The sequence below is a fragment of the Algoriphagus yeomjeoni genome, from assembly GCF_049821175.1.
Lineage (GTDB): Bacteria > Bacteroidota > Bacteroidia > Cytophagales > Cyclobacteriaceae > Algoriphagus > Algoriphagus yeomjeoni_A.
Window position 1 is genome coordinate 3,661,740 of the sequence record NZ_CP187512.1, and the last position, 21,216, is coordinate 3,682,955.

The window sequence follows — 21,216 nt, forward strand, 5'->3', positions numbered from 1 at the left end:
GAACTTATTGTGGAGCCTTCTCCATTACAAAAACCCCCATCGATCGCTGCCCATGAACAAGAACTGATTTAGGATGTTCAAGGAATTTCAAACCCATTTCTTGCAACTTATCCACATGAGCTTCCGTCAGTAAAAACCTTTCAGATCCATCGGGTAGCAAGTACTTTCCTCCTCCAAGTTCTTGGCTTTTTTCCAAAATCCCACCAAAAGCTGTCGTCATCCTAAACCACAAAATCCCCCCCGGCTTCAACACCCTGAGCATTTCATGCATCATTAGCCAGAAATGGGCTTCGTCCTGAGCAAAGTGAAGGACTGCAGAACAAATTACCGCATCAAATGCCTGATTATGAAATGGAATTTCTTCCAATCCCGCTACTTGAAATCTATGAGTATCATACTCCTTATTCAGACTTTTTGCCATGAATCTGCAGTATTGAATAGCTGTCTCATTCTGATCAATTCCAAAAACTTGGTAGCCCTCATTGATGAAATAGACAGCATTTCTTCCTTCTCCACAACCTGCGTCCAGAATTTTCATATCTGTGGAAAACCTTCCTTTCAGAATCTGATCCAGCAGGTAGATATCGATATTTCCCAGAAGTCTATTCAGTTCAGCTATTTTCATTTTCCCATTTATCTAAGGCTTGAATGGCTTTTTTTCTACCAACTTCTATCAACTCCTCTGCTCTGTGAAACTCCAACGTTCCCGCTTGATTTCTAGCGATTTGAATAGAGATATCCACCTCGTGTTTTTCTATCAATAAGGCAGAAAATCGATCTTGAAGCAAATCGAACGAGCGAGTCATCAAGCTAATCGAACTGAGTGAAGCAGGCTTTTCTTCTTTTACCTGTTCCGGAAAAAACTGAAGCATTTTCATACGGTAATCAGCTACCCAAGCAGGCAAGGACATGAAGCTTTTGCCCGTAGCATCCTTTTTAGGAGGAATTACTAATTCCGAATCGCCAGCATTTAGTCCGACAACCACTATCATATTTTCGTCTGAATGCTTCAGAAGTGACAGCGGAACAGGGTTTAACACTCCGCCATCAATTAATTCCTGGCGATGAAATCGTGCTGGCTGAAAAACGGTAGGAATGCTTCCAGAAGCACGAATAGCAGTATACAAACTACCTTCTCTAAAAATCACTTCCTTCCCACTGATATAATCGACTGCATTACAATAAAAAGGAATGTTCAGGTCTTCTATTTGACAATCCTTGACCACTTTTTTCAAGGCATTGTACACTTTTTCGCCTTTTATAAATCCTCTGCTTGAAAAGGTAAAATCCATCAGAGAAAACACGTCCAGCCGATCCAAATGGCAAATCCAATCTTTGAACTCAGTCATTTTCCCGGCTGCATACATGCCGCCTACCAGCGCTCCGGCAGAGCAACCCGCGATTTCTGCAATATGGTAGCCACGCTTTTCCAGCTCTTCGATGACACCTACGTGCGCTAATCCCCGCGCTCCACCGCTGCTCAAAACCAATGATACCGATTTCCTTTTCTCCATATTATTTAGGGAATAAACAACTAAATTGAAGCCGAAAAACCCTTAACGAAAGTAAGCATTATGAGCCAATTTAAACCTTTTCATCTCGCTTTCCCGATCCGTGATATAGCAGAGACACGCGCATTCTACGGTGATCTTCTTGGCTGTGAGATCGGTAGAAGCACTGACAAATGGATAGATTTCAACTTCTTTGGTCACCAGCTATCCGCTCATATCAAGCCGGAAGAACTAGCTTTGGCACAAACCAATACGGTCGATGGAAAATACGTTCCTGTTCGGCATTTCGGAGCTATTTTGCCTTGGCAAGAATGGCACGAATTGGCTGAAAAACTGAAGGCGAATGGAATTGAATTTGTGATCGAACCCTACATACGTTTTCAAGGGGAAGTGGGCGAGCAGGCGACCATGTTCTTTCTCGATCCTTGCGGAAATGCACTTGAATTCAAATCCTTTCAGGACGAAAGTCAGATCTTCGCTAAATAACACTGCTTTGAAAAATCACTACTTAGATACTGGCATAGGGAGAATGATAGAAATAGAAGGCCGAGATCACCTCTATTTCAGTGGAACCTCCTATCTGGGAATTGTTCAAAACAATGACTTCCTGGATATTTTGGCTGATCGGTTGTTTGATTTTGGCTCCAACCATGGACAAAGCCGACTCAATAATATTCGACTCCTCATTTTCGATGAGTTTGAAGAGGCCTTTGCTGCATCAGCAGGTGCTCCTGCCGCAGCAGTTTTTAGCTCGGGCTATTTGGCAGGAATAGCCGCATGGAAATCTTGTCATAAAAATGCCGATGTTATTTGGATTGCGCCAGATGCACACTCGGCGATAGTACCGGATGATTTATCTCCTTCTACTCAATTAAATTTTACACAATGGAAAAACTCCTGCTTAGAACAGTCAGAAGAGCTTTCTCATCGTAAAATCCTTTTGATTGGAAATGCCTTAGATCCTTTTCTCTGTGAGATCCACGACTATAATTGGGTGAAATCCATTGCTAAAAAACATGAAGTCACATTGCTGATAGACGATAGTCATGCCTTCGGCACCATAGGGAAAAGCATCTATGGCACCTATGAAAACTGGGATGATCCGAATATCAATCTTCTGGTGACTGGCTCTCTAGGCAAAGGACTCGGTCTGCCTGCCGGAATTATCCTGGGAAATGAAATTCATATAGACTCCATCAAGTCAACTCCGCTATTCGGAGGTGCGTCTCCAGGGTCACCAGCGCATCTCAGCGCTTTTTTGGATATGGAGCATATTTATTTGGAGGCAAAAAACTGGCTGGAAGACGCCTGTGGAATATTTGCTCAAGAGACAGCCGACGTGACCCAAATCAGTGGCAGTAGAGTATTTCCAGCATTTGTATATTCAGATTCATCTTGGGTCAAAGAGTTTGAAAAAGCAGGTATCATCACGTCTTCCTTTCCTTACCCAACAGCGGAAAGTCCAAGTGTGAATAGAATCGTAATCTCTGCCTTTCATGAACTAGGTGATATCATGTATCTCAATCAAATTATTCAGGGTTTGGCGAAGTAAGTGACCATTAAGCCAATTTACATCCCTTCGAAAAATTGATAAATTTAGAAAAACATGGAACCAACCCAGAGAAAAGAACGATTTGAAATGCACTTCACTACTTACTTAAAGTATTGGTATAAAATCACTTTTCCGGGTGCAGTCTTCTTCGCCTTGGGGACTTATTTCCTGTTCAACCGATCTATTTCATGGGAATTTGTCTTTGAAATAAGCATTTATTATACATTTATCTGGTACCTTATTCTCACTACTTTCTCCAACTATTACATTTTTTATAGACCTAACTTGAGGTATCATCAGAGTTAAAGTAAAAATTCAAATTAAATGAAGAAACCGCCATTCCTATACCGTTCCTTTTTCAATTTCTGGTTAGTTTATATCCTTCCTGCCAGCATTCTCACGATTATCCTCACGCAGCTTTTCAAAGGCTCCATCAGCTGGGATTTCTTCAAACTTCCCTCCACTTATGTCAAAATGCTGATATTTCAAGTGATTTTTGGATTGTGGATGTACTACAGAGATTATAAGCCAAAATCGAAGCAATTTAAAGATGGTGTCTGATCAGCAAATCAATGTGGGAAAATGAAAACACCTAAGACAAAAAATCCTTCTACTAATCAGAAAATCCCTTTTCTATATCGCTCCTTTCTAAACTTTTGGCTGGTTGTAGTTTTGCCTGCCACAATCATAGCTCTGATTATTTCCAAGCTCTATTATAACAATACCATCAATCTAGAACCTCTAAGAGAACCAAACACCTGGTTCTACTTTATCATTCTGCAAGCTTTTGTCTCGTTTTTCACTTACCTGTGGGTGTATAGATTGAAGGCAAAAAAGTACAGAGAGTAGGCTTTTGTTAAATCTCCCAAAGATTAATTTCTCATTTGGAGACAACTAGGCAGAACGATGTAATTTTAAGCAAATTCAGACTTAATGAAAACCTCCATTTTAGCTTTTCTAATTCTCTTCTCCGCATTTTCCTGCCAGTCCCCGCATTCAGAAGAAGTCTCGCTTTTTGAAAGCTTGGAAAAATTGCCTTCCGTTGCTGTAACTGATCTCGCCGACTTTTCCTTAGGAAATGAGCATATCCTAATCAGTGGAACGCAGCAGCAAATTACGCTAGAAAGTATTCAACTTTTGAGCGGCTATCACGCAGCAATCAAAATCGGTGAGGAGACCAATTGTCTGGAAAATGCAACTTCAATTACCAAATATCCTTTTGCTGCAAAGCTATTTTATCCACTCGAAAATCAAGGTTTGGAAGTAAGTCAGCTACAAATTATCAGTAAAGATAAGCTAGGAATCTCGCTACTTTACTCCATCAGGAATGTGGATACCTCTGCGAAAAGCGTTAAGTTTCAGTTTCAAGCGAATACCGACCTCCAACCTAGTGTATTGAAGGACAGTACTTTTGGCGTCAACGCGGCAGACCAGATAATTTTTGATAAGTTGACTGGAATTTTCACCGCAAAGGATGAGGCAAACGATTGGTACGCAGTCTGGGGAAGCTCTCAGGGTTTTGTAGTGAGTCCGAATAATTCAGATTGCACACCAGAAATCTCTGAATTAGGGGCCAGCGCTGGATTAGAAATTTCTGTGGAATTGGCAGGAAATGAAGAGCGAGTGATTCCTATTTTCATCGCCGGTTCTGACCAAGGAGAATTCACGGCCATTGAAACGTTGATTGATCTTCGGGCTGATGTCCAACCAGATTGGGACCAGAACTTTGCTTTGATAGATTCCCTGCAATCCACTTCCAAAATCACAATTCCTGATCAAGAAATCCAGGAAGCCTATGAATGGAGCAAGTACAAAACGGGGTTAATGGAATTTGCAAAAGGATTAAAACGAAATAGCGGAGGAGATGACGATTCTGAAGAGTTATATAAAGTGATTGAACTGGTGAGTAAGGACTTTGTGAAAAAGGTAGATCAGGCCATTTTCTCAACCAAAGGACCGAGGCACTTATCACCAGGGCATGTGATGATTCAGCCATTACTTTTAATTTATCCTTTTGGCATACTGCCTGATATAGAAAACCGTGTGACTTACATTCGCCCAAATTTGCCAGTATACTGGGAGCACGCTTCAATAGAGAACCTATGGATTGATGACAATCAAATCAGCATTTACATCAATTCTGCGGATAACCAAATGACCGTAGAAGTCACCCAAACCCAAAAGAAAGCAGGTATTTCCATCGAGCTTCCAGAGAAATACACGAAAGTAAAAGTGCTAGGCAAGGAAGTCAGTAACGACACCAAAGACGGTTTCCGCAGAATATTGATGACTGGCAATCACGCCAAGATTGAAGCTAGTAAGGATTAGAGATTTAGCCAATAATTCAATTTAAACACCAAGGAGCGCTGTTTGGGAAGGAAACTCTCCGGGAAATAATTATCCGTATATACCAAGAAGAAATCTGAAACTGGAGCAAATCTCCACTGCAATCGGGTGTTTATATTCAGGTTATCGATCTGGTTATTGTACTGAATAAACGTTGTCCAAAATAGACCTTTAGTAAATGTCAAATCGATTCGTGGTCCAACTAACACCAGATCAGCATCGTTTTGAGGTGCTGGAAGTCTAATTCGTGCATAGTTGAAATTCATGGAGATATTCGCTTTGTAGCCAATTCGCACTGCCATTTCACTTTCTAGTTTTTGGTAGTTACCTGTGTAGTATTGACCACCTTCAGCTGTCAGCGTAACATTGAAAATATTCCTGGGGTTGCTTTTATACTCTAGCTGTAAGGTTTTGGTAGTATAATCGGTACCGGCTAATAATTTCTCTCCTCCAGTTCTAGTTGGATCAAAATCCTGAAATAAATACACATATCGGTTTTTTTGGGTTAGTGTGACTTCGGAAAAAGAGTTAAACTGAACCTTATAGCTCAGGTTAATATCTCTGTCAGTTGTGCCTATCGTCTCATTCCAATAGCCCTCAAACTCGACTTTGGGCCCATGTCTATTAATCAACCGAGATTGAGGATAAAATAGGTAGGAAACATCTGGGTTGAATCGCTTGAAATTTGATCTTGGTAAGTAACCAACTTCAGGATTGAAATCCTTTCCTATATCCTGAAAACTCGCACTCCAAGCCCAATGAATATCACTAAAAAGCACGTAGGCATTGAGTGAATAAGGTTTTTCAGTATCTCTAGATTCAAACGTCCTATGATAAAATGCCTTGCCTGTCCACTTCCCATTCGCTGAATTGAGGTTGTAATCCAGACCCAAGAGTCTGTTGTAATCCGAGGGATCAAATAGAGATTGATATTCATCTTGCGCTAGTGATTCCTTGTCCACGTAAATCAAGCCTACATTCGATCTGGCAAAAACCTTCTTTTGAATCGCTAACACAGAAAAATTCTTCCCGGTAATCCCAGCTTCCTCATCAGTTGCTGTCTGTATATTCATGACACCGATCCTCCAGTTTTCATTGATTTTGCCACTCAGTCTTGCGCCGTAGATTATCTTGCTTTGCACATTTTGTCCTGTAGACGAATCTATATCCACCCCAATTCTTCTGGAGAAAAACGGTCTGGAACGCATTTGTCCGAAGCTATCAAAGAGGTCAGCATTTTCCAGAAAAAACTGCCTGCGCTCTGGAAAGAAGATCTCAAATCGATCTAGATTGGTCACCTGCTGATCTACCTCTACCTGAGAAAAATCCGGATTAAACGTTAAATCCAGATTCATCGCTGGTCCAAGGCCAATTTTTGCATCCCCACCGACTGCAGGTTTAAATTTTTCGCTGGTATTTTCCAGGTAATTTCTTGAAGTTTTGCCAGCCACATAAGGGATCAATGAAATGTTGGCTGATGTCTTCATAAGGGGCTCCTCAAAAATCAACTTCCTGTTGAATGCTGTAGATATTATTGAAAAGTTTCTTGGAATAGGAGACCAAGTACTTCTTTCTCCTACATGGCTATCAATTCGATAAAAATTAACATTCCAATTTTGAGCACCATCTTTAAATCGTAGTGTGGATAAAGGAATAATCACTTCTACCTGCCAGCGGTCCTCAAATATCTTTGCTTCCGCATACCATTTGTTGTCCCAGGCTAAGCTCAAATCTTCAGATTTGGAGCCTCCATTTGATAGTAAACCTTCTCGTTGAACTCCATAAGGGTTTACCCCAAATTGGAAGGCATTCGTTTTGTCATTGAAAGTGTCAAAAACAAATGTGATTCCGTCGTTCTGTTGTCCTCTATAATCGCGGCGCAATGAAGTTGAAACATATTCTCTTGGTTCGTTATTCTCCATTATCGCTGCCAAGTATAGGTGATTCTCATCAAAGGCAATCTTAACGCGGGTTTTAACCAACGCCAAAGAAGTATCCGAGGGAAAATATTGCATAAAATCCGCACTCCAGCCATGTTCGCCCCAGATTTCTTCATCTAAGATGCCATCAAGGACGATAGGCTCAGTTAACTTAAATGCAAAGGCGTTTGATTGTTCAAACTTTTGGGCGCAAAGATTGTATTGGACAAGTGTGAAAATTACAAGAAGGGGTAATAATTTTGTCATCAGCGATTATTCGAAACAAAAATATGCGCTGGCGTGATTTTTAAATCTTTTATTATATCAATGGTGGTAATCAGCTCTATTCGAAAAATTTGGCTAAATACTTTCTCCAAAAGCCGTAAGTATCAAGCTTCTACTCCCTCCATTTCTCCGAAATTCACACAGATAAATTCCCTGCCAAATTCCCATGTTAAGTTTTCCACCAGAAATGGGGATTTGTAAGCTTGTATCAAAAAAACTGGCTTTAATGTGCGCAGGCATGTCATCCGGCCCCTCATAAGTGTGGATAAATCGTGGATAAGACTCTGGAATTAATTCATTTACAAAGGTTTGGAAGTCCTTTCTGACTGTAGGATCAGCATTTTCATTGATAGTCAAAGCTGCAGAGGTATGTTGGATAAAAACCTGCAAAAACCCCGTTTTAATCTGGGCGATTTCAGGAATCGCATCTTCTATTTTATCAGTGATCAAATGATAGCCTGATGGATAGGCTGGTAAACGAAGTTTGTGCTGGAAAAACTGAGTCATTTCGTAAAGATATAATGCAGATAAACAGATTTACCTCTACTTTCTTTGAAAAATAAAATTTGGTCCATCACAGGCACCCCAACTACCCGAGATAGTTTTGGAATCCACAACTACAAAAGGCTCATAATTCTGACCACAATAGTGAATTAAGTTTCGTCCAGATTCTTCATTGACCGTTATGGATTCTTCATCATAAATCAGAGATATATAAGTCCGATCATCAGTACTTTCGTCAATTTCATAAGTCCCCGTCAATCGGTAATTTCCTATGTTTTTGATAAATGACCCATTTTTCTCCAATCTATAATTGTAAATAGAATCAGTAATTGGGATTAAAGGCGGGTCTGCAACCCAAGAACTTTTATACCCTATTAAAGACCATTCTTGAGGCATTTCTGAAATATTAGGAGTTTCTGAATCCTCACATGAGAAAAGAACACATGAAACCAAGAGGGCTAGCAAATACCTTTTCATAGGAAATAAATTGGTTTAGATTAAAATTCGAATTTAAGGGACTTTTATATGTGCTGTAGATTAAGGCCTTTTTTTACTTCTTTTAGCCAGTGGATTATATTCCAATGCTTTTTCCACCCAAAACTCCCAGTCTTCATCCATATCAAAGCCATCTGGATCCACATACACAAATCCTTTCATCGGCTTACCTGTAAACTCCATCGCTCGGCAACCTTGGCGCAGCATACATTGTTCTTCGGCAGATTCCCCAACCCTCACCATCAGCCTATCTTCTTTGGAATGCTTATCCTGATTCAAACCAATGCACATTTTGTCATCCACCATGAAGAGCATTCCTCCCATCATTTTTTTGGAAGTAAATGCAACACCTCGTCTCTTAAAACTAGTTGCCAATCGCTCAGCTAAATACTCATCGTAGGCCATAGCTTTATTGTAGAAATTGTTTTGAGAAGATGTTTAAATCATGTAAGAAGTCAAACAATAAATCGCTACAAATCAGATCTTTTCAATAAAGTTTTCAAGCACTCCAACCTCATCAATTCCAATTCTCACTTTGTCTCCAACTTCTAAAGTGAAATCATCAGGTACGATCCCTGTTCCCGTCATTAGAAAGCAACCAATCGGAAAGGTATTCCCACGGAAAAGCCAGCCTGCCAATTCTTTAGGCTTACGCTTCAGCTGCGTCAATGGCGTTTCTCCTACAAAAGCCAGTACATCATCTCTAAAAATCTCCAACCGGATAGTTGCAGTCTCCTCAATAGCTTTATCTGTTATTAAAAGACATGGACCAATCGCTGCGCATCCTGCATAAACTTTCGCCTGAGGTAAATAGAGCGGGTTTTCTCCCTCAATACTCCTGCTACTCATATCATTACCGCAGGTATATCCCTGAATTTTTCCTGACGGGGAAACCACCAAAGTCAATTCTGGTTCCGGCACATCCCAAGTAGAATCTTTACGAATATTGACGGCAGACCCTGGAGATGAAACTCGGCTAGCAGTAGATTTGAAAAATAGCTCTGGTCGATCCGCATTGTAAACTTTATCATAAAAATCTGCTCCACCTGCATCTTGGGATTCTTCCATTCTGGCAGTACGGCTACGGAAATACGTTACGCCTGCAGCCCAGATTTCCTGATTTCCCATAGGGGCCAAAATCCCCTTTTCCAGTAAAGAATCCGCCTCTTCAGAGGATATTTTCTTCCAGGATTTGGATTCAGATAAAATGTGATCTTTTAGGTTTTCTTGAGCAAGCAAGGCATCCCAATCTAATTCAGGGCCTAAAAATGCTTGATCTTCATGATTCAAAAGTGTGCCCGAAAGCAGTTTATAGATTTTCATAGGTTAATAGGGTTAGACTTGAAATTTAGGAAAAAGATTTGAGAGATGAATAAAAGATCAGTTATGAAAGTCCTGAAACAATCGCACTTATCGAGTTTTGACAAATTAATTTTCTATTCAGCGGATTTGCGTAGCAATTTTTCCCCCTTACCTTTGCTTCTAGATCATAGGGGGTGCCTTAACAAAACGGGCTGAGATCATACCCATACGACCTGATCCGGGTAATGCCGGCGAAGGGAAATGAACAAGCGTAGCAACAAATAAAATCAAGCCGAAGAAGCGGTACCTTTCTGGATTTTCGATTTTGTCATTGCTACAGGGTAAACAAATACGGTAAGCTTCCCTAGAGCTTTCTCATGTTTCACTCAATCTCCCGAAAGGGAACATTACACATGAAAAAAGTACTGTTAAACGTGGCATTTTGCCTGTTTACAATTTCCGCCTGGGCTCAGAATAGCATCAGCGGAAAAGTTTTGGACGCTAACACCAGCGAACCATTAATTGGAGCCTCAGTTTGGACCGAAAAACAAGGTCGAGGAGCAGTTACGGACGCAGATGGAAATTTCACCATTACGAAATTAAATGAAGGAGAGATTCAACTCCGGGTCTCGTATGTAGGCTTTGAAACACTTCAAAAAAGCCTCAGCGTGCCTTTGGCAGGAGAATTAAGGCTGGAGCTAAATCCAACAGACCTGCTTTCTGAAGAGTTTATTGTGTCTGCCACCAGAGCATCAGCGACCACTCCGACTACCTTTCAAACTATTGATAAGGAAGAACTCGCTAAAAGAAATCTAGGACAGGATATCCCAATTCTGTTGAATTTCACTCCATCGGTAGTCACCAATTCCGATGCAGGAGCAGGAATCGGTTACACCAGCATGAGTATCCGAGGATCTGATCAAAGCCGAATTAACGTCACAGTGAATGGAATTCCCATGAATGATGCGGAGTCACATGGTGTATTCTACGTCAACATGCCGGATTTTGCATCCTCTGTGGACAACATACAGATTCAGCGGGGAGTAGGAACCTCCACCAATGGCGCTGCTACTTTTGGTGCAAGTCTGAATATTCAAACGGATACCCGAAGAGATGAACCCTATGCTGAAATTTCCAATTCTGTAGGATCCTTTAATTCTTGGAAGCATACGGTAAAAGCAGGAACAGGACTTTTGAATAACCGTTTTGCTGTGGATGCAAGGCTTTCCAAAATCACTTCAGATGGCTATGTGGATCGGGCTTTTTCTGATTTGAAATCCTTCTTTGTTTCAGGAGGATATTATGGTGAAAACCATGTCGTAAAACTGAATATATTTTCCGGTAAGGAGCAAACTTATCAAGCTTGGTGGGGACTCCCAGAATCGAAATTAGAGAGTGACCGGACCTTCAATTACTATACCTATGACAATGAGACGGATAATTACCAGCAGGATCACTATCAGCTGATCTATACCGGGAAAATTGGAAGCAATTGGAAAACTAACGCAGCACTTCACTATACGTATGGTCGAGGCTACTATGAGCAATTCCGTGAAGATGATGATTTTGCAAGCTATGCTCTTCCCGATGTGGAAATCGGCGGAGAAATAATTTCCAGTACGGACATTATCCGCAGAAGATGGTTGGACAATGACTTCTTTGGAGGAATTGCTTCTGTGAATTACATCTCAGACGACGGAAAGTGGGATGTAATCCTAGGTGGTGGAGCTAATAGATACGATGGCGATCATTTCGGAGAAATTATCTGGGCGAGGATCGCTGGCGAAACAAATATCCGGGACCGATATTATGATAATAATGCCGTCAAAGATGATCGGAATATTTATCTGAAAGCAACACATGAAATTACGCCTGGTTTAAATCTTTTCGGTGATTTGCAGGTCAGAGGAATCAACTACACTTTCTTTGGAGTCAATGACGATCAAAGAATAGTAGACGGAAATGAAACCTATACCTTTTTCAACCCAAAATTTGGATTAAGCTATGAACGAAGCAACGGGCAAGTTTGGTATGCGAGTTATGCAGTGGCAAATCGCGAACCAAAACGTTCTGATTTTACCGATAATCCGATTACTGAAATCCCTAGACCAGAGCGTTTGAATAACATTGAAGCAGGAGTTAGAGCGCAAAAAGGGAAGTTTAACTACAATGCAAATTTTTATTTAATGGATTACCAAGACCAGTTGATTTTGACAGGTCAGATCAATGACGTGGGAGCATATATTAGAGAAAATGTCGCAAATTCTTACCGTGCAGGTATTGAGCTTTCAGGAGGCTACCAAGTTTCGAAGGCCTTGACTTTGGGCGGAAATTTGACGCTGAGCCAAAACAAGATCAAAGAATTTACTGAATACGTGGATGATTATAGCACAGCAGAATTCCAACAGGAGGAATTTACGTACGAGGATACCGATATCGCTTTTTCACCAAACACCATTGCGTCAGCGATCATCGAGTATAAGCCAATCCAAAATCTTTCTTTAAACTGGATGTCCAAGTACGTTGGAAAGCAATACTTGGATAACTCGGCAAATGAAAGTAGATCACTGGACTCTTTCTTCACCAATGATATTCGAATCAGCTACCAGGTGCAACCGAGATTTTTCAAAAGTCTAGAGGTAAATCTCATGGTGAATAACATATTCAATGAACTATATGAACCGAATGGTTACACATTTAGCTATTTCGTGCCAGGAGAAAGCCAGAAAGAATTAGTAACTGAAAACTACTATTACCCAATGGCGGGAACCAACTTTATGTTGGGTTTGAATATGAAGTTTTAGACAGTTTATACATTTAGAAGCACTGATTTTCCCGAACTTGATTTGAGAAAATCAGTGCTTTTTATTCTAGAAATTGAGATGTCCTAGGACAATTAATTATACTTTAAAACAATTATTGAAACCCCTATTTCAAATATTCAACCTCCTTTTAGAGTAAAGTCAAGCGTAACTACCGTTCTCACTAGGAAATCAATACTACCGATAATCCGTATATTTAAGCTATGAAAGCAATTGAGATACAAACAGATAATGAAGAAATTCTAGGGGCATTTAAAAAACTAGCAAAGGCATTCAAGGTTGATTTCCTTGAAAAGGATTTAGCAGAAAGCAAGTTGAATCCTTCACCAAGCAATGACCCGTATTTTGAGAACCCTAAAAATCTAGCTGAAATTGAAGCTGGAATAATTGATGAAAAAGAGGGAAGGGTTGTAAAGTTGGATCGACATGAGCGGAAAAAGTTGCTCCATTCATGACCTTTGAAATCTACTTTACCCAAAAAGCGCTTAAAGACATTGAGAAAATCAAGAAGTCTGGAAACAAGAAGTTATTAGCAAAACTGGAAGTTTTACTAAACGAGCTGGAAGAACATCCATTTACTGGAACTGGAAAACCCGAACTTTTAAAGAACAATTATTCTGGTCTATGGTCACGAAGATTAAATTTAGAACATCGGCTCATCTATTCAGTTAATGGGCAAACCATAACTGTAACCTTGATATCCGCTTTTGGTCACTATACAGAATAGTTTCTTCAGCCTTTATTTTTATAAGATACTTAACCCTCTTTTTATTTCCTCCAAGGCTTTCACCGCATCCCTTTCCTGTGTATAATCAAGTACTAAGAATTTGGCCCCATTTGCTAACAAGACAATTTTATAAATAGTGACCAGCCCATTCATTGTAGGTGTAATGCCATTGGGGGTAAAAGATGTTCGAAAAGTGTGATGTATCAATTCTAGATGGTCTATATCTGGGAATACTTTCCATTCGCCAGATTCAAACCAGAGAATCCTCTGGTATTCCTTGAATTTTCTGCTTTGAAAGTCAAAAAGAGTACCTGATCTAAGAGAGCTTAAAATTATTCCAATCAATACTGCTCCGCCACCAACTAATGCAATTTTCAGATTATCTGTATCCAAATCAGCAAAAAATGGCACAAGGATAACGATCACCCCAGAAGCAAGAAGTATCTGGCCAAGTATTCTAGGACCCTTAGTCCCATCGTTTCTACTTTTATAGTCGAAGTGCTTCACGGGTTTTAAATCAGTTTCATTTGACATTTATCTTTTTTATTAATACCAGCGAAATCACAGAATAAATTAGCAAATATTTATACAAATCCTCTGAGAGCGCAAATCGGAGATTGTTTATGAAAGAATATGTTTCCTCATAAAAAACTGAGGACACTAAGTGCATTAATCCAGCAAATAAAAAAAGATGTAAGGAGGAAGTCAGAAATACGAAAAGGAGCCTTTTAAGTAACAGTAGAGAAATTTTGGTCAGCAATGAAAACTTTTTGAAGGTAATACCAGAAAGAATAGCTACTGGAAACACTAAAACCCAAAATAAATTGCGTAGCAGAGGCTCGGAATAATAGTGGGAAAATTGCTGGTTTTCCTTAACCAGTATGTCTTGAAAAATCGTCACCAAAAGCACCATAACCAAGATGACGAGATATTTCAGCGTCGCTTTGATTCTGGGCTTCTTTTGCAGAATATTCATAATTCTATGATTTAGCTGTCAGCAGTGCATATAGCTTTTCGTTCACATAGTAATTTCCCGTACCAAGTTTCTCCTTTCGCAGTACTCCATCATCAGCAAGCTTATTGAGGTAATTGGCAGCCGTGATTCTTGAAACTCCAATATCCCGCACGATAAACTCAATCTTGGTATAGGGATGTTTGAAGAGATTGTTCAGCAGCTCCTGAGAATAAAACTTGTAGTTATCCCGAAGTTGAATCTTCATTTCCGCCATCAATTCTTTGAGATTTTCTATCAAAACGATCGTTTCTCTGGCGGTGTTTTCCACTCCTGAGATCATATAAGTTAACCAACCTTCCCAATCTCCATTTTCCCGAACGGCCTGAAGTAGTCTGTAATAATCTGTCTTATTGCGGATAAAATGGCTACTGAGGTAAAGTATTGGAAGCTTTTGCAAGCCTGACAGGATAAGATACAAAATATTCAAAATCCTTCCTGTCCGTCCATTTCCATCATAAAAAGGATGAATGCTTTCAAACTGAAAGTGAATCACAGCCATCTTAACCAATGGATCCAAATCGCTCAGTTCCGGATTGTTGATAAACTGCTCCAGATTGGTCATCAGCGAAATGATTTCATCTGGATTTTGTGGAGGAAGGTAGACGGTCTCTCCAGTTTGTGCATTTTTCAGCGCAGTTCCAGGTAGCTTGCGAAAGCCCGCATTATTCCCTTCCAGCGTCTCCTGTATTTTTAGAATGATCTGGTTTGTCAACAACCCTTGTGAATCCACCAACTCAAATCCCCGCTTCATAGCTGCCACATAATTCTGAACTTCCTTGATCGCTGGTGACAAGGATTCGAACTCCAAGTTCGACTTGAAAAGCTCATCATGTGTAGTAATGATATTCTCCACAGCGGAACTGTCCTTCGCCTCTTGTATAGCCAAGGTGTTCAGCAAAATCTCATGGTTTGGAATGGAATAGATTAATCCCTTCAGCTCCGCCAAAGCCGCATGCGCAGCAGGGAGTTGCTTGAGAATTGTTCTTGTTTCCAATTCATCAACATAAGGAAGAGGAGAGATTTGCCAAGACATATGTAAAGATTATTCTATTTTCTTTACAAAGGTAACAGCTTATGTGAAGATTTTTGCGTTTTCTTTACATAAGGTTAATGATATGTAAAGCAACTTTACATATCATGATGCAGAAAAATTGGCGGTAGGGGCGAAAGATTATTTACACTTACTTATTCAATGTCTCTGACGCTGACAAATCCAGTGTCTGCGAAAATCTGCGTTTTCAATCTGCGCTCATCTGCGGGAAATAGCAACAAGATATCTGGGAATTCAGATTATCAATCCGGAAAAACACTCTTATCCATCCCTGGGACAATCCTCAACGCATTTTTATAGTAAAGCTTTTTTAAAACCTCATCAGAAAGTCCCAAGCCATACATAGCCCAAAAGGCATGATACTTTTTGTAATAAGGGAAGTATTCATCGTCCGTTTCTAACACCCTGAAATAGGTGTAATACTCTTCTTTATTATAAGCATCTTTTCCAAAAAGAACGCGATCCTGATACTTTTCAAAAAACTCATTTGCACGTCTCGGCTGACGACCAAACTCAGCGATCACCGCTCCAATTCCAAAATTGACATTTGGGTATTTCTCCAAATGGGCACTTGCAGCATCCAGGTCATTAGCCATCCATCCCATATGTGCATTGATGAAAGTTGTCTCAGGGTGCTTTTCGAAAACATGATGTTGCTCAGCCATAATCTGCTCGAAAGGCGCTGGATTGTCAGCTCCACGCGCCCTATTAGGGTGAGTTTTCAGTTCTAGCCATCGCTCATTATTGGCGTCCATCTCCTGCCAAAACTGCGCAGGGTCTGCAGAATGAATAATCACTGGAATTCCCAATTCACCGGCTTTTGCCCAAACAGGATCTAAATCAGGATGATCCACAGGAACTCGATTTCCATTCACATCATTCACATTCAGGCCTAGACTTTTATAAATCTTCAAGCCACTTGCTCCGGCAGCCACATCTTCTTCCAATTCTTTGACAGCAATTCTAGTCCAGTTTTCATCTCCAAAACCTGCGAAATTCAAATTGGTAAACACCATGAATCTTCCTGGAGCATGTGTATTGAATTCGGTGATCATGGATTTGATGTAGTCTTGCTGAGTATTGCTATTCCCTCGTCCAAAACCTCTACCACTTAGGTTAACCAAAACTCCCATGTTCAACTCATCCATTTCACCAATTAGCTGATCAATTCTTTCTTCATTTATTCCTCCTTGGTGACTGTGGATATCTACAAAAGGAAATTTCGCTCTCTGCACAGGATGTTCAGGGACTTTGAGTGTAGAGGGCGGGTTATATTCTTCAAAACTCATATCCTGAGCCAAAGCGAAGTTTCCAACAGTGAAAAAAGTAAATGCAATAAATAATTTGGTAGAGTGATTCATATGCTAATTAATGAGATAGGTTTGGCTAGCTTACGCAAAATTTTACTGAAATGTTAAGTAACAAAAAATCCCGAGCCAAAACCCGGGATTCAAAATCTATAAACTTATCGAGCCGTGCCTCCATTGATCACCTGACCAAAGAAAATCGCATTCATATAGAGTTTGTTTGTCCCAAACCAGAAAGCACGGAAGTTCATATTATCGGCGAAAGCAACAATCCGCCCTCTTCCAATACCAGAAACTTGAATTACGGAACCATTTTGAATGCCCGCAAGATTTGAGGGATGCAGATAGCCTGATGCTAAGGGCTCATCGGTGTAAACCAATGGGTTTGCATATGGATTTTCTGAAGGCTCCAGGAATAAATTATCATTTCTGAAAGTGTGAATAGCAGTATCTAAGTAGCCGTAGCCAATGGGATGAGTAAGGTCTAGCCTTGCATTGAAAATAGCGCCTCCTGTTACTTTTGCACCGGTTTCGTTTTCATAATCTGCATAGCTTTTTTGTAAATCTTTTTCAGCTTCGGCTCCATCCCGGAACTTGAAATCGCCTACTTCATTTTGAGCGAGGAATTGAAGAGCTCCGCCTTTTGCCAATAAAGTTCCTCCTCCGGACACCCAAGATCTCAAGGTAGCAGCACCAGACTTTCCAAGACCACTATATCTGCCATCAGGCATTAGAATTACATTGTATCTATCAAGTGTACTGCCACCGATATTATCTATGGGCAATAGCGTGATCGGCATTTCGTAGCGCTGATCTAGTAAATGCCAGATCTCTCCAGCTTCGTAGCTATCCACACCACCTTCTACCAAAAGCGCAATTTCTGGTTTGTCGAGCACCATCATATTTGGCGATCCTAAATTCATACCGCCAGTATAGCCAGTAGTCAACCCATAAATATCTACAGTAGATTTCTGTGCTATTTCAGCCAGTTTGGTGAAAAAAGCCTGGTCATCCAGGCCACTTTCTCCTTTTCCTATTAACAATGTGCCTCTACCGAATTTTTTGCCATCGGCAGTGGAAAATTCTCCTGTAGCTACTCTAACCTGGAAATCTTCGGCCATCAATTTATAGGCAGCTTTTGGAGCGTAATAATCCGTCCATTCCATTGCATATTGATAAGCTCCGACAGTGCCAATTACTTTACCTGGCGTTAAAGTGATAGAGCTTTTGGTAATTTCATTTACACTTGCCAAGTTCAAAATCTGACTATTCAAGGCCATGTAATCTAAGTTAAAAGCCATTGGGTATGTCCATGCAGAAATATCATAGAATAGGCTATCCTTGAAGGTATTTCGTGTTTCAAACATTGCCTTGATCAATCTGTATTGAGGCTGATCAGCTGGCACGATGTAGGAAGTTTCTTTTTCAAATTCTTTTCCGTTCACGGTGATATCGTCATTCAGGCTAAATACTTTGATATCGTGCTGCAGGATCAAATCAGCAAGGTGGAAGCTTCTTGCGTCATCTTCCTTACTTCCAAAAATGTAAGCTTTATTTGTATCAGCATCGACTTCTTTTTTAATATCACTGTAGAAATCCTTCATGAATTGATTCAATTCTTGGCGCATTTCCTTTGCAGCTTGAAAAGAGGAGAGATTAGCAGTGAACTGGTTTCTGATCGTGAAAGGAAAGCTCAGCATCCCATTTACACTTTCCTGCAGATGGCCTCGTGAGCTGGCTTGCTCAAACAAAATTCCTATGGAACCTTGGACATCTGGATAGGTGGAGCCTTTTCCATAATAGTAATCATCATAATTCTCCTGATTGAAATACAGAGAACCAATTTGATCCAAAGCTTTCGCGTGGTAGGTGCCTATCTTCTCCGTCAGTTCAAAGTTCTTTTCTGGCGTGAGTGGGTGCATTCTTGCAGGTACTCCCGGCTGGAAAAAGAAGGTGCTGTTTGTCCCCATTTCATGGAAATCCAAGTGGATATTTGGAAGCCAATCTTGGAAGACGCGCACTCTATTTCTGGATTCTGGATGCTGGACAGGTAGCCAATCTCTATTCAAGTCAAACCAATAATGGTTCGTTCTGCCTCTAGGCCATGCTTCGCTAAACTCCACATTGTTTGGGTCGCCATTCATGTTATAGGACTTATGGGTATTCACCCATGAAGCAAAACGATTCAAACCATCTGGGTTAATTGCAGGATCTAGCAGCAAAACCATATTATCCAGATCAGCGGCTATTTCCTTTGCTGCCGCAAAATGATACGCTGCCAAGAGCGAGGCATTGGCTCCACTTGGCTCATTTCCATGGACAGAATATCCCATGAACATCACAATCGGCATAGTTGCTATGTCGGCAGATGCACCAGCAATTCTCAGATTTTTTCGATCAGCCTTGATTTGATCGATCTTTGTAAGGTTTGAAGGTGAGGTAATTGTCAAGAGAACTTGAGGTCTTTTTTCATACGTTCTACCTGTTTCCTCGAATGTCACCCGGTCCGATGCCTCTGCCACTGCCTTCATGTACATCACGAGTTGATCGTGACTCACATGCCATTCTCCCACTTCATAACCCAAGACTTCCTTTGGCGTAGGGATGGACTCATCATAGGTATAGCCGGCTGGCAAGTAGTAGCTTAGATCGACTTGAGCATAGCTACAAAGCGCGAAAAAGGATAAAATCAGCGAAAACAGACTTCTTTTCATATAGATTGGTGGTTTAACTTTTAGCTAAATTCTTATTTCGAGTCCATAAAAAAAGCTATTTTGGTTCAATGGTTAAAATAATTGAAGAATACACATGGATTTAATAGCATCTGGAGACGGGCAACTTATTTGGCAAATTTCATTCCTATTCTCGGTGGTTTACCTAGGTTTTTGGGCTTATGCGCTATTTGACGCCCTAGGATCGGAATTTAGGGCAGCTCACAGTAAATTCCAGTGGGTTTTAATAATTTTGTTTGCTCCTTTTATCGGAACATTTTTATATCTCGCCATGGCTAGAAGCATGAGAAAAGAACGGCGAAGATTTAATCCTTCATTTTCAAAACAACCAAACACCTAACTAAATGACACTAACATTTATTCAGAATATGGGCGGAGCCTCAATTCTGCTTTTTCTCATTTTTGGTATTCTATATACCATATTTTGGATTTACTGCCTGGTAGATATACTTCGCTCAGAATTCAAAGATCCGAATATGAAAATCATTTGGATAGTGATTCTCTTATTTGCACAAGGGATTGGGCCGATTGTATATCTGGCGATGGGAAAAAGCACTAAAATCACAAATTATTCCTGATATGTTTGGAATGGGCGCTATTGGGTTAATCATTTATGCGATTACTATTTTCGATGTGGTGAGCAGTAGGTTTGCCAACCCAAATGACAAATTGATTTGGGTAGTAATTGTAGTCTTGTTGCCACTTGTAGGGGCTATTCTCTGGTTTTTAATTGGAAGAGGGAAAAGGATTTGAAATCACTTGTCATAAATCTGCTTTAAGGCAGGCACCAAATCAGGACATTCGTAATCGAAACCTGCTTTTTGGATTTTTTGAGAAGAAACTCGATTGCCGCCAAGAACCATTGCAGCCATTTCCCCTAAAACTAACTTAAGTACGAAACCCGGTACGCCTATTCCCAGATAAGGTTTACCCTTAGCTTTTGCCGCTGCTTGAGTCAATTGCTGATTGGTGGCAGGATTTGGGGCAACTGCATTGAAAACTCCCTGTAGCGTAGTCTTTTCCAATGCAAAGACAAACATTCTAGCCAAGTCTTCTATACCTATCCAACTCATCCATTGATCTCCTGTGCCGAGTGGAGCTGCGATAGGTGGCTTCATCATTTCTCCAAGTGCTCCACCATTGGCATCGAGCACAATTCCTATTCTGAGCATCACAGTTCGAAGGTGCAATTCCTCCATTTTCTTCACTTCATTTTCCCAAGAGACGACCACTTGAGCTAAAAAATCTGATCCTGACTCATGCGTTTCATCCATTAAAGTTGTCCCAGTATTGAACCCATAATATCCCACAGCAGATGCTGAAATAAAGGTGTTTGGCTTTTCGCTGGCATTTTCTACGGCTGTGTAAAGCAACTTAGAACTATCAATTCGAGAGTCCAAGATGAGCTTTTTACGTTCATCCGTCCAGCGTTTATCAGCCACACCTGCACCGGCTAAATGAATGATGGCGTCTGCCCACTCTACTGCCTCAGTCTCTATAGTTTGCTTATCTAGGTCCCATAGAAATGACTTTTGCTTTTGTTTGGATCTACTTAGCCAGGCAACTGAATATCCTTTCAGTTCCAGCAGCTGAGTGATTTTTTGGCCAATAAGACCTGAACCTCCGGAAATAAGAATATTTTTCATTG

24 protein-coding genes and 1 riboswitch are annotated in these 21,216 nt (G+C 40.5%); of the genes, 12 read left to right on the top strand and 12 right to left on the bottom strand.

Annotated features, from left to right (window positions below; translation table 11 throughout):
• Positions 1–4: 4 nt before the first annotated feature.
• Positions 5–625 (bottom strand): class I SAM-dependent methyltransferase, encoded by a 621-nt coding sequence (locus ACPUEN_RS14700; protein ID WP_425636655.1) that lies wholly within the window; start codon positions 623–625, stop codon positions 5–7.
• Entirely contained in the window at positions 612–1,514 is a 903-nt protein-coding gene (locus tag ACPUEN_RS14705; protein ID WP_425636656.1) for a patatin-like phospholipase family protein, read from the bottom strand. Before ACPUEN_RS14705 ends, ACPUEN_RS14700 begins: the two co-directional genes overlap by 14 nt.
• Positions 1,515–1,574: 60 nt before the next feature.
• Between ACPUEN_RS14705 and ACPUEN_RS14710 the strand changes: the two genes are divergently transcribed.
• The 6 genes from ACPUEN_RS14710 to ACPUEN_RS14735 all read left to right on the top strand — a co-directional run bounded on the left by ACPUEN_RS14710 (position 1,575) and on the right by ACPUEN_RS14735 (position 5,391).
• Complete coding sequence (locus ACPUEN_RS14710; protein ID WP_425636657.1) at positions 1,575–1,997, top strand: VOC family protein; 423 nt, start codon at positions 1,575–1,577, stop codon at positions 1,995–1,997.
• Between the two features lie 7 nt (positions 1,998–2,004).
• Positions 2,005–3,063 carry an aminotransferase class I/II-fold pyridoxal phosphate-dependent enzyme gene (locus ACPUEN_RS14715; RefSeq protein ID WP_425636658.1) on the top strand — a complete coding sequence of 353 codons (1,059 nt, stop codon included), beginning with the start codon at positions 2,005–2,007 and terminating at the stop codon, positions 3,061–3,063.
• 54 nt (positions 3,064–3,117) lie between these two features.
• Entirely contained in the window at positions 3,118–3,369 is a 252-nt protein-coding gene (locus ACPUEN_RS14720) for a hypothetical protein (protein WP_425636659.1), read from the top strand.
• Between the two features lie 18 nt (positions 3,370–3,387).
• On the top strand, positions 3,388–3,624 hold the full coding sequence (locus ACPUEN_RS14725) for a hypothetical protein (protein ID WP_425636660.1): 237 nt from the start codon (positions 3,388–3,390) through the stop codon (positions 3,622–3,624).
• A 21-nt stretch (positions 3,625–3,645) separates the two neighbouring features.
• Positions 3,646–3,912: a hypothetical protein gene (locus ACPUEN_RS14730; protein WP_425636661.1), complete on the top strand. Its 267-nt coding sequence runs from the start codon at positions 3,646–3,648 to the stop codon at positions 3,910–3,912.
• Positions 3,913–3,996: 84 nt separating this feature from the next.
• Entirely contained in the window at positions 3,997–5,391 is a 1,395-nt protein-coding gene (locus tag ACPUEN_RS14735) for a hypothetical protein (RefSeq protein ID WP_425636663.1), read from the top strand.
• Here ACPUEN_RS14735 and ACPUEN_RS14740 read toward each other — a convergent pair.
• The 5 genes from ACPUEN_RS14740 to ACPUEN_RS14760 form a co-directional block, all read right to left on the bottom strand.
• Positions 5,388–7,595: a DUF5916 domain-containing protein gene (locus tag ACPUEN_RS14740; protein ID WP_425636664.1), complete on the bottom strand. Its 2,208-nt coding sequence runs from the start codon at positions 7,593–7,595 to the stop codon at positions 5,388–5,390. The two genes, ACPUEN_RS14735 and ACPUEN_RS14740, sit on opposite strands and share 4 nt — an antisense overlap.
• Positions 7,596–7,688: 93 nt before the next feature.
• On the bottom strand, positions 7,689–8,120 hold the full coding sequence (locus ACPUEN_RS14745) for a secondary thiamine-phosphate synthase enzyme YjbQ (protein ID WP_425636665.1): 432 nt from the start codon (positions 8,118–8,120) through the stop codon (positions 7,689–7,691).
• A gap of 36 nt (positions 8,121–8,156) precedes the next feature.
• Positions 8,157–8,594, bottom strand: a complete 438-nt coding sequence (locus ACPUEN_RS14750) for a hypothetical protein (protein WP_425636666.1) — start codon at positions 8,592–8,594, stop codon at positions 8,157–8,159.
• Between the two features lie 60 nt (positions 8,595–8,654).
• Positions 8,655–9,017, bottom strand: coding sequence for a TfoX/Sxy family protein (locus tag ACPUEN_RS14755; protein WP_091696341.1), 363 nt, complete (start codon positions 9,015–9,017; stop codon positions 8,655–8,657).
• Between the two features lie 72 nt (positions 9,018–9,089).
• Positions 9,090–9,935: a fumarylacetoacetate hydrolase family protein gene (locus tag ACPUEN_RS14760; RefSeq protein ID WP_425636667.1), complete on the bottom strand. Its 846-nt coding sequence runs from the start codon at positions 9,933–9,935 to the stop codon at positions 9,090–9,092.
• Positions 9,936–10,094: 159 nt separating this feature from the next.
• Positions 10,095–10,191, top strand: a riboswitch (TPP riboswitch).
• Between the two features lie 136 nt (positions 10,192–10,327).
• Here ACPUEN_RS14760 and ACPUEN_RS14765 point away from each other — a divergent pair.
• The 3 genes from ACPUEN_RS14765 to ACPUEN_RS14775 all read left to right on the top strand — a co-directional run bounded on the left by ACPUEN_RS14765 (position 10,328) and on the right by ACPUEN_RS14775 (position 13,463).
• Positions 10,328–12,718, top strand: coding sequence for a TonB-dependent receptor (locus tag ACPUEN_RS14765; RefSeq protein WP_425636668.1), 2,391 nt, complete (start codon positions 10,328–10,330; stop codon positions 12,716–12,718).
• A 221-nt stretch (positions 12,719–12,939) separates the two neighbouring features.
• On the top strand, positions 12,940–13,191 hold the full coding sequence (locus ACPUEN_RS14770; protein WP_425636669.1) for a hypothetical protein: 252 nt from the start codon (positions 12,940–12,942) through the stop codon (positions 13,189–13,191).
• Complete coding sequence (locus ACPUEN_RS14775; protein ID WP_425636670.1) at positions 13,188–13,463, top strand: Txe/YoeB family addiction module toxin; 276 nt, start codon at positions 13,188–13,190, stop codon at positions 13,461–13,463. Before ACPUEN_RS14770 ends, ACPUEN_RS14775 begins: the two co-directional genes overlap by 4 nt.
• An 18-nt stretch (positions 13,464–13,481) precedes the next feature.
• On the opposite strand, the gene ACPUEN_RS14780 is transcribed toward ACPUEN_RS14775, so the two are convergent.
• The 4 genes from ACPUEN_RS14780 to ACPUEN_RS14795 all read right to left on the bottom strand — a co-directional run bounded on the left by ACPUEN_RS14780 (position 13,482) and on the right by ACPUEN_RS14795 (position 19,550).
• A complete protein-coding gene (locus ACPUEN_RS14780; RefSeq protein ID WP_425636672.1) occupies positions 13,482–13,997 on the bottom strand; it encodes a hypothetical protein in 516 nt (171 codons plus the stop codon).
• A 446-nt stretch (positions 13,998–14,443) separates the two neighbouring features.
• The gene (locus tag ACPUEN_RS14785) at positions 14,444–15,511 is read right to left on the bottom strand and encodes a Fic family protein (RefSeq protein WP_425636673.1); all 1,068 of its coding nucleotides are present in this window, start codon (positions 15,509–15,511) and stop codon (positions 14,444–14,446) included.
• A gap of 260 nt (positions 15,512–15,771) precedes the next feature.
• Positions 15,772–16,890: an amidohydrolase family protein gene (locus tag ACPUEN_RS14790; RefSeq protein WP_425636674.1), complete on the bottom strand. Its 1,119-nt coding sequence runs from the start codon at positions 16,888–16,890 to the stop codon at positions 15,772–15,774.
• Between the two features lie 104 nt (positions 16,891–16,994).
• The gene (locus tag ACPUEN_RS14795; RefSeq protein ID WP_425636675.1) at positions 16,995–19,550 is read right to left on the bottom strand and encodes a M14 family zinc carboxypeptidase; all 2,556 of its coding nucleotides are present in this window, start codon (positions 19,548–19,550) and stop codon (positions 16,995–16,997) included.
• 94 nt (positions 19,551–19,644) lie between these two features.
• On the opposite strand from ACPUEN_RS14795, the gene ACPUEN_RS14800 reads away from it, so the two are divergent.
• The 3 genes from ACPUEN_RS14800 to ACPUEN_RS14810 are packed head-to-tail and all read left to right on the top strand — an operon-like array spanning position 19,645 to position 20,321.
• Positions 19,645–19,908, top strand: a complete 264-nt coding sequence (locus tag ACPUEN_RS14800) for a PLDc N-terminal domain-containing protein (protein WP_425636676.1) — start codon at positions 19,645–19,647, stop codon at positions 19,906–19,908.
• A gap of 4 nt (positions 19,909–19,912) precedes the next feature.
• Complete coding sequence (locus ACPUEN_RS14805; protein WP_425636677.1) at positions 19,913–20,146, top strand: PLDc N-terminal domain-containing protein; 234 nt, start codon at positions 19,913–19,915, stop codon at positions 20,144–20,146.
• 1 nt (position 20,147) lies between these two features.
• Positions 20,148–20,321: a PLDc N-terminal domain-containing protein gene (locus ACPUEN_RS14810; RefSeq protein WP_425636678.1), complete on the top strand. Its 174-nt coding sequence runs from the start codon at positions 20,148–20,150 to the stop codon at positions 20,319–20,321.
• Positions 20,322–20,323: 2 nt separating this feature from the next.
• Here the strand turns inward: ACPUEN_RS14810 and ACPUEN_RS14815 are convergent, their stop codons facing one another.
• The gene (locus ACPUEN_RS14815) at positions 20,324–21,214 is read right to left on the bottom strand and encodes a TIGR01777 family oxidoreductase (RefSeq protein WP_425636679.1); all 891 of its coding nucleotides are present in this window, start codon (positions 21,212–21,214) and stop codon (positions 20,324–20,326) included.
• Positions 21,215–21,216: the final 2 nt, after the last annotated feature.

Excerpts from the sequence above, each read along its gene's own strand:
- ACPUEN_RS14700 (WP_425636655.1), bottom strand. The coding sequence starts at position 625 with ATGAAAATAGCTGAACTGAATAGACTTCTGGGAAATATCGATATCTAC.
- ACPUEN_RS14815 (WP_425636679.1), bottom strand. The coding sequence starts at position 21,214 with ATGAAAAATATTCTTATTTCCGGAGGTTCAGGTCTTATTGGCCAAAAA.
- ACPUEN_RS14740 (WP_425636664.1), bottom strand. The coding sequence starts at position 7,595 with ATGACAAAATTATTACCCCTTCTTGTAATTTTCACACTTGTCCAATAC.
- ACPUEN_RS14755 (WP_091696341.1), bottom strand. The coding sequence starts at position 9,017 with ATGGCCTACGATGAGTATTTAGCTGAGCGATTGGCAACTAGTTTTAAG.
- ACPUEN_RS14725 (WP_425636660.1), top strand. The coding sequence starts at position 3,388 with ATGAAGAAACCGCCATTCCTATACCGTTCCTTTTTCAATTTCTGGTTA.
- ACPUEN_RS14720 (WP_425636659.1), top strand. The coding sequence starts at position 3,118 with ATGGAACCAACCCAGAGAAAAGAACGATTTGAAATGCACTTCACTACT.
- ACPUEN_RS14735 (WP_425636663.1), top strand. The coding sequence starts at position 3,997 with ATGAAAACCTCCATTTTAGCTTTTCTAATTCTCTTCTCCGCATTTTCC.
- ACPUEN_RS14790 (WP_425636674.1), bottom strand. The coding sequence starts at position 16,890 with ATGAATCACTCTACCAAATTATTTATTGCATTTACTTTTTTCACTGTT.
- ACPUEN_RS14750 (WP_425636666.1), bottom strand. The coding sequence starts at position 8,594 with ATGAAAAGGTATTTGCTAGCCCTCTTGGTTTCATGTGTTCTTTTCTCA.
- ACPUEN_RS14800 (WP_425636676.1), top strand. The coding sequence starts at position 19,645 with ATGGATTTAATAGCATCTGGAGACGGGCAACTTATTTGGCAAATTTCA.
- ACPUEN_RS14730 (WP_425636661.1), top strand. The coding sequence starts at position 3,646 with ATGAAAACACCTAAGACAAAAAATCCTTCTACTAATCAGAAAATCCCT.
- ACPUEN_RS14780 (WP_425636672.1), bottom strand. The coding sequence starts at position 13,997 with ATGTCAAATGAAACTGATTTAAAACCCGTGAAGCACTTCGACTATAAA.
- ACPUEN_RS14705 (WP_425636656.1), bottom strand. The coding sequence starts at position 1,514 with ATGGAGAAAAGGAAATCGGTATCATTGGTTTTGAGCAGCGGTGGAGCG.
- ACPUEN_RS14745 (WP_425636665.1), bottom strand. The coding sequence starts at position 8,120 with ATGACTCAGTTTTTCCAGCACAAACTTCGTTTACCAGCCTATCCATCA.
- ACPUEN_RS14760 (WP_425636667.1), bottom strand. The coding sequence starts at position 9,935 with ATGAAAATCTATAAACTGCTTTCGGGCACACTTTTGAATCATGAAGAT.
- ACPUEN_RS14805 (WP_425636677.1), top strand. The coding sequence starts at position 19,913 with ATGACACTAACATTTATTCAGAATATGGGCGGAGCCTCAATTCTGCTT.
- ACPUEN_RS14775 (WP_425636670.1), top strand. The coding sequence starts at position 13,188 with ATGACCTTTGAAATCTACTTTACCCAAAAAGCGCTTAAAGACATTGAG.
- ACPUEN_RS14785 (WP_425636673.1), bottom strand. The coding sequence starts at position 15,511 with ATGTCTTGGCAAATCTCTCCTCTTCCTTATGTTGATGAATTGGAAACA.
- ACPUEN_RS14765 (WP_425636668.1), top strand. The coding sequence starts at position 10,328 with ATGAAAAAAGTACTGTTAAACGTGGCATTTTGCCTGTTTACAATTTCC.
- ACPUEN_RS14810 (WP_425636678.1), top strand. The coding sequence starts at position 20,148 with ATGTTTGGAATGGGCGCTATTGGGTTAATCATTTATGCGATTACTATT.
- ACPUEN_RS14710 (WP_425636657.1), top strand. The coding sequence starts at position 1,575 with ATGAGCCAATTTAAACCTTTTCATCTCGCTTTCCCGATCCGTGATATA.
- ACPUEN_RS14795 (WP_425636675.1), bottom strand. The coding sequence starts at position 19,550 with ATGAAAAGAAGTCTGTTTTCGCTGATTTTATCCTTTTTCGCGCTTTGT.
- ACPUEN_RS14770 (WP_425636669.1), top strand. The coding sequence starts at position 12,940 with ATGAAAGCAATTGAGATACAAACAGATAATGAAGAAATTCTAGGGGCA.